At 65.3% G+C, this 4,342-nt stretch carries 4 protein-coding genes and 2 pseudogenes; 1 reads left to right on the top strand and 5 read right to left on the bottom strand.

Annotation, left to right across the window (positions count from 1 at the left end; genetic code table 11):
* Window positions 1-192: 192 nt before the first annotated feature.
* The gene (locus WMK75_RS18440) at window positions 193-1,746 is read right to left on the bottom strand and encodes a DNA cytosine methyltransferase (protein ID WP_347269042.1); all 1,554 of its coding nucleotides are present in this window, start codon (window positions 1,744-1,746) and stop codon (window positions 193-195) included.
* A 67-nt stretch (window positions 1,747-1,813) separates the two neighbouring features.
* Between WMK75_RS18440 and vsr the strand changes: the two genes are divergently transcribed.
* Window positions 1,814-2,317, top strand: a complete 504-nt coding sequence (vsr, locus tag WMK75_RS18435; protein ID WP_347269041.1) for a DNA mismatch endonuclease Vsr — start codon at window positions 1,814-1,816, stop codon at window positions 2,315-2,317.
* A gap of 58 nt (window positions 2,318-2,375) precedes the next feature.
* Here vsr and WMK75_RS18430 read toward each other — a convergent pair whose 3' ends face one another.
* From WMK75_RS18430 to WMK75_RS18415, 4 genes and pseudogenes are all read right to left on the bottom strand, one after another.
* A complete protein-coding gene (locus WMK75_RS18430) occupies window positions 2,376-3,044 on the bottom strand; it encodes a hypothetical protein (protein ID WP_347269040.1) in 669 nt (222 codons plus the stop codon).
* Window positions 3,041-3,613 (bottom strand): DNA methyltransferase, encoded by a 573-nt coding sequence (locus WMK75_RS18425; RefSeq protein ID WP_347269039.1) that lies wholly within the window; start codon window positions 3,611-3,613, stop codon window positions 3,041-3,043. The genes WMK75_RS18430 and WMK75_RS18425 overlap by 4 nt, the downstream gene beginning before the upstream one ends.
* A 49-nt stretch (window positions 3,614-3,662) precedes the next feature.
* Window positions 3,663-4,058, bottom strand: a pseudogene (locus WMK75_RS18420) (DNA cytosine methyltransferase); the annotation flags it as partial.
* Between the two features lie 71 nt (window positions 4,059-4,129).
* A pseudogene (locus WMK75_RS18415) lies at window positions 4,130-4,342 on the bottom strand (helix-turn-helix domain-containing protein); the annotation flags it as partial.

Below are 4,342 nucleotides of genomic sequence, written 5' to 3'. Positions count from 1 at the left end.
TTGTCGATGATGTCTGAAATGGCCGTTTCGAGAGAATAACCGATATCCCTCAGACCCTCGATCAATGCCGCGGCGTGAGGAGTGGCATCTGCCCGTCTTGAAACGACAATTTCCTGCATGCGAACCCTTGGCAGTACAATCACGCTCTACTCTGGCGCGAACGGATCGTCGTTACAAGGTGCGCGAAGTGCCTCAGAGGTTGAGGGTGTCCGGTTTTGTCAGCGATGCATGGACTAGCGCTGCAATCTGCCTTGCAAGGAATGGTGGCACCGCGTTTCCGACCTGAACATACTGCTGTGTCCGGTTGCCGAGGAACAAGTAGTCGTCGGGGAAGGTCTGCAGCCGGGCGGCCTCGCGCACCGTCAGGCTCCGACACTGCAAAGCGTCCGGGTGGATGAAATAGTGACCGTCCTTCGAGATGTGGCTGGTTACGGTTGTCGAAGGCTCGTGTGCAAGCTGGACACGGAAGCGGTCGTTGAAGACACCGCTGTGCCAGTTCCGATGATCCGGGCTGAGGGCCAGCGGGAAGTCGGCCGCCTTCGGGCTATAGCCGCGCACCTTGCCGAAGACCGCGGCGAACAGGTAGCGGCCGAGGTCCGTGGCCATGTGACCCCTGGTTTCGTGCTGAGCCAGCGCGAGCAAGCCGGGCCGCTCCAGCCAACGCATCAAGTCGTCATTCGACGTTCCGTAGGCCGAAGGTAGCATGACGGAAGACCGGCGGGTTTCGGCGCCGTGCTTCAGTACTTTCCTGATCTCCCGGAATTCCGACGCGAGGGTACCGTCTTCGTCGCTCTTGGAAATCTTCGCGAGCAGGCTGGCGAACCCTGCGACCTCCTTTCTCCATGCCTCGGCGGCGTCTGACGCGCGGCTGATGCCGCTGCGCAGAGGCGGCATGTTGCCGATGGTCTCATCGACCGTGCGGGTTGGGCCCGACACTGAAATGGTCGCGCCGACCGCCCGCGCCGCCAGATCGGACCGGATCCCAACGATGATGACGCGGTGGCGGCGCTGCGGAACACCGAATTGTTCGGCACGCACGATGAAGTCGGATGGCTGTCCCGCCTCTTGCAGGGTGGCCATACCGTCGGCAAGGCGGATCGCCCGAAGCTCGTAGTGATGGCCGTGACCCGTGCCAAGCGAGGCCAGGTCTTCCATCAGCATCTCGAAAACCAGTCGGCTTTCGACGGTCGAGGACAGCATGCCCTTGACGTTTTCCATGACGAAAGCGGCCGGGCGCAAGCGGTCCAGCACGCGGATGTATTCGCGGAAAAGGTAATGCCGATGGTCTTCCTCTGGGACGTAGTCCGTCTTGCCGCGCGAACGGGCCCGTCCGACCAGCGAATAGGCCTGACAGGGCGGGCCCCCGATCAGGATCGTGTCGTCGAAGCTCTGTTGCAGCCGACCGATAGCCTCGTCGATGGCTGTTGCGGCTGCATCACTGCCAAGCTCAAGACAGCGAGCTTCGGTCGTCGCCTCTGTCCATGCGGTGGCGTCTACCTCGGACCAGTCCGGCTCTTCCGTCAGAGTGGCATGGAACTTCACGAAGGCTTCCGGAAGGGCGCCGTGTCGCGAAACATGGTCACGCAGAAAGGCGCGTAGGCGAAGTGTCCGATGTGCCGATGCCTCCTTCTCCACCGAAATCCCGATGCGGAAGGGATGCTGCCCGCCAACATCAAGCGAGGCGAATCCCTCTCCAAGGCCGCCCGGACCTGCAAACAGATCGACAATGCCGAAAGTGGCTGGCAAATCAGAGACCTCTCGAATTCGGATCACTGGCTGTATACTAGGTCCATCGGCCGAGGCCAGGGGGCAAATGACCGACATCGTCGACAGCCAGACCCGTTCCCGTATGATGGCCGGCATCCGCGGAAAGGATACGAAGCCGGAACTGGTGCTCCGGCGGTCCCTGCACGCGCTGGGCTTCCGCTACCGCCTCCATGCGAAAGGCATACCCGGCAAGCCGGATCTTGTGCTGCCGAAATACAAGGCCGTCATTTTCGTGCACGGGTGCTTCTGGCACCGGCACCCGGGCTGCCGTTACGCAAGCACTCCGGCAACACGCCCGGAGTTCTGGGCATCGAAGTTCAGCTCGAATGTGGCGCGTGACAGTGCCGCTAGATCGGCGCTGTTGCTGGCCGGTTGGAGGGTTGCGACAATCTGGGAATGCGCCCTGCGAACCGAAGCTGGTGTTGCTGCCGTCCGGGACGTCGTTTCGGGATGGCTTCAAGGTGATGGTCGAGAGCTTGAAGTCGGAGAGACGGATATTTGGGCGCCCAAACACCGGAGAAGCGGCCCGGTAGGGTCTGAACGGACATGAAAGGTCCGAGCGTGGGTCGGACAGTCCGGAGCTGCGATATGACGGTCCGTCTGACATGTCACCGGCTCCCCTCCCAGGGTCGCGCCTTCGGCATCGCCCCTGTCACCTCAACCTCTCGCAGCATCCCGCCCGCGATCAGCCCCTCGCGAACCCAGCCCAGCGCCTGCCACCAGTCGTCATAACCACGCCGGGCGGCCTCGATCTGCTGCGGGTGGGGCGTGAACGTGACCGGACAGGCCAGGATGTCGATGGTTTTCCATGTGGCTCGCGCGCCCGCGCCACGCACACGGACGCGTTCGGTCCCTACGACGATGGCGCCCGCATGTGTGCCGTGCTGGTTCTGCTTGACGATGGTCGGCACGCAGCGCGGGACCGCGCCGGGCATCCAGTCGGGGGTCAGCCCGGCGCGGGCCAGTTCGGCAACGCGGATCGCCATGCGCTTGCCGCCGAGGCTGTCGGGGATCCCGGCGACGGTGGCCGCGATGACCTCGGCGTCCTCGTGGGTGTAGCTGCCGATCTTGTGCTGGCCGCCGTCGATCTTGCAGCCCAGGACGGCACGTTGCAGCAGCACGTATTCCAGGCCGAAGCCGAAGCCTCCCTCGGTGACGTCCGGGGGCAGGGGCATTTCCAGCTGCGCCTGTTCGATCCGGAACGCCCATTCCAGCGCCGCCTGTACGCCCAGCGCGCGCTTGAGCCTGGTGCAGCTGACACGACCGTGGAAACTCATGGCTGCAATCCTTCAAGGAAATCCATCTGCGCCGGGCGCTGGGCCTGGTACGTCGGCCGCCAGATCCACGGGCCCGAGGCCATGGGCAGCTGCGAGAGCGCGCCACGCATGTGCTGCTGCCAGAGGGTGAACTCCGTTGCCGAGCAGGCGCAGAGCGCGTGCCCGATGGGCCAGCCCATCAGCCATCCGACGAAGAGCGGGTTCAGCCGCCGCCGCGACCGGCCCTTCAGGATCCGCCGCGAGACGGCGCGCCCATGCGAGGCAATCATCGAAGCCCAGAGCGGGCGCGAGATCGGGGCGTGTGGCGAGGACCGCGGCCCATCCGGCGAGATCGCCGGGGCCGGGCGGGTGAAGCCCTGTTCCGCCCGGTAGTGCAGCAGGTCCATTCGGGACTTGCCGTCGGTGCGGGTGATGCTCGCCTCGCTGCTGCCCTTCCAGTTCTGCGCCGCCGGTGTCGGCCACTGGTTCGGCAGGGCTTTCGCGATGCCCAGCGCCAGTGCTTCCGCCTTCCGGGTAAAGTCGCTGTTCCCGGCTGGGTTGTAGCGGCCAGTGCCGGGATGCAGGCTCATCGGTGTGGGCCAGGATGAAGATACGCAGCCGCTCATGCGGCGCGCCGACCTCTGCCGCCGAGAACAGGCCCGCCGCAGGCGTGTAGCCCAATCCCCAAAGCTCTCCCAGGACGGTTTCGAGGCCGAGGGTGACGTGACCGGCGACATTTTCGAGGAAGACCCATTCTGGGCGGCATTCTCCGATGACGCGTGAGACGTCGGGCCAGAGGTGGCGGGGATCGTCGGCGCCACAGCGCTTTCCGGCCGCGCTGAAGGGCTGGCAGGGATATCCTGCGAGGACGGCGTCGAATGCGCCGCGGAAGGGGCGGGCGTCGAAGCTGCGCAGGTCGGTCCAGATCGGGGCCGGGGCGAAGTATCCGGTGCGCTGGGCGGCGATGAGGACAGCGCGCGGCCAGTCCTCCCATTCGACGAAGGCGCGGGTGTGATAGCCCGGTTCTGCGAGCATGAGGCCCAGATCAAGGCCTCCGCCGCCTGCGCAGAGGGACAGTCCGTGCCGGGGACGTGACACCATGCCATTCACCGCACCCCGCGCTCGCGCAGGCGTTCGGCTGTCACCAGCCCCCGGGCCAGCATGGCATCGCGCATCGTGTTGCTGATCGCGCTGACCGGCAGATAGCGGTCCGAGTTGACCAGATCGGCATAGAAGGCCGGAAGGTCGGTGATCGGCTTCGCACCCGGGGCGGGGGGCGTCTTGGGCTTCCGCCGTTTCCGCCCGGCATCCTCGACCTT

Source organism: Paracoccus sp. (in: a-proteobacteria) (assembly GCF_039808215.1).
In the GTDB taxonomy this organism is placed as follows: domain Bacteria; phylum Pseudomonadota; class Alphaproteobacteria; order Rhodobacterales; family Rhodobacteraceae; genus Paracoccus.
The sequence above is the reverse complement of the archived record's forward strand: the minus strand, read 5'-3'. Positions and strand labels throughout refer to the sequence as shown.

Bases quoted from the DNA above. Each gene is read 5' to 3' on its own strand.
- vsr (WP_347269041.1), top strand. From the start codon at position 1,814: ATGACCGACATCGTCGACAGCCAGACCCGTTCCCGTATGATGGCCGGC.
- WMK75_RS18430 (WP_347269040.1), bottom strand. From the start codon at position 3,044: ATGAGTTTCCACGGTCGTGTCAGCTGCACCAGGCTCAAGCGCGCGCTG.
- WMK75_RS18425 (WP_347269039.1), bottom strand. From the start codon at position 3,613: ATGAGCCTGCATCCCGGCACTGGCCGCTACAACCCAGCCGGGAACAGC.